The sequence below is a fragment of the Schnuerera sp. genome (assembly GCF_035459645.1).
Lineage (GTDB): Bacteria > Bacillota > Clostridia > Tissierellales > Tepidimicrobiaceae > Schnuerera.
The window spans coordinates 1-1,779 of sequence record NZ_DATHXO010000210.1; the positions used below are offsets into that span (position 1 = coordinate 1).

At 29.1% G+C, this 1,779-nt stretch carries 1 protein-coding gene; it reads left to right on the plus strand.

What is annotated here, in order from left to right; genetic code table 11:
* Nucleotides 1-157 precede the first annotated feature (157 nt).
* Nucleotides 158-1,411: a transposase gene (locus tag VK998_RS04940; protein ID WP_325226184.1), complete on the plus strand. Its 1,254-nt coding sequence runs from the start codon at nt 158-160 to the stop codon at nt 1,409-1,411.
* Nucleotides 1,412-1,779: the final 368 nt, after the last annotated feature.

Below are 1,779 nucleotides of genomic sequence, written 5' to 3' on the forward strand. Positions count from 1 at the left end.
CTTGAGTTTCCGTATTTTTATCCACAATCCATAAGTATCATGATTTAATTATACACAATTTTAAATAAATGGCTAAAAATAAGGAATCCTTCCCTTTTGTTTGGTATAATTAATGTGTAAGCAAATAATCAACTAAACAAATAAAGGAGGACTCCTTATGTCTAAGTTTACCACAAATACTTACACTATGAAACGGGAAATTGTAAATTTTTCAAACAAAATATCAAAATTATCTTCTAGGCCTAATCAAAAGTTTTCTGCCGATATGATATATGGCATGCTTGCTTCTAATAGTTGCCTTTTAACTGATATTGCTGATAAGCTTCACGAACCTATAAAAAAGGTTAATACTGTAGAACGACTTTCTAAAAATCTACTTAAACCTATACCAAATGATGTTTCAAATAATTACTTAAATATGGTTAAAAAGTGGACTCCCAAGGAGCCTGTAATCTACTTAGATGATAGCGATATTATTAAGCCCAGTGGTTACAAGTTTGAAGATCTATGTCGTGTTAGAGATGGTTCTGAAAGTTCATCTACAAAAAATATATATAAAAATGGATACCACGTTACTGAGGCCTGCGTTCTTACTAAAAATCATCAACCTGTAAGCATATTTTCAAAGATATATTCTTCCAAAGAAAAGAACTTTAAATCTTCAAATGCAATTACATTTGAAGCTATGGAACGAGGTGCTTATTTGTTTGATAAAGCTACATTCGTTATGGATAGAGGTTACGATGACAATAAAATGTTTTTAAAAATGGATGAACTTAAACAAAATTTTGTTATCCGTCTAACAGCTCGAAGAAAGCTCCTTTATCATAATAAATGGACACCTGCTACTGAGTTGCGCAATCGTCGTAAAGGCAAGGTGAAAATGCCTTTATTTTATAGAGGCAAAGAGCAAGAAGCGTATTTATCACATGTAAAAGTTAAAATAACCGCATCTAGGAAAGATATTTATTTAGTTCTAATTTACGGCATTACCGAACATCCAATGACGCTTGCAACTAATATAGAGATAAATTCAAAAGAGGATCTTATAAAAATAGCAAAATTATATTTTTCTAGATGGAGAATAGAAGAATATTTTCGTAGTAAAAAGCAGATATTTCAGTTTGAAAATTTCCGAGTAAGAAAATTAAAAGCTATAAATGCATTAAATTTTTATATAACTATATGCATGGCTTTTTTAGCCAAGATGTCAATGAAATCAGAAACAAACACTCTTAAAGCGCTGATTGTTAGGACAGCTAATCCAATCAAAGCAAAGGTCTATTTCTTTTATTACAGGCTATCTAAAGGTATCTCAGACATATTATCCTATGCAAAAGAAGGTGTTAGGCTCTGGTTTAAAACAAAGCGACCTAGATATCAGCAACTTTGTTTTAAATTTGCATCTTAAATATATAAACTAACATATTTTTTCAAAGTCCGATTATAAATGGGGCTTATTAAATCATCTTAAAATTAGTTTGTTTAGTCTTAAACTGGTATTGGGTGCAAATATTTATATTTATTTGGTCCATAATGGCTACTTGTAATCTATTCTTTGCATTTTACGGAAACTCAAGGTAAATTAAATATTAATAAACATTTACATATTTAATTAAATATTTATTAATGAAAACGTTGACAAAATATAAACAAAATGCTAACATGAAATTAAATAGAGTTTACTTATATTAATATTATTAAATATAACTTAAGAAAAGGGGGGATAAGAGTTAGCAAATAAGAGTTAGCAAATAAGAGTTTTACTATAAAAAGGAG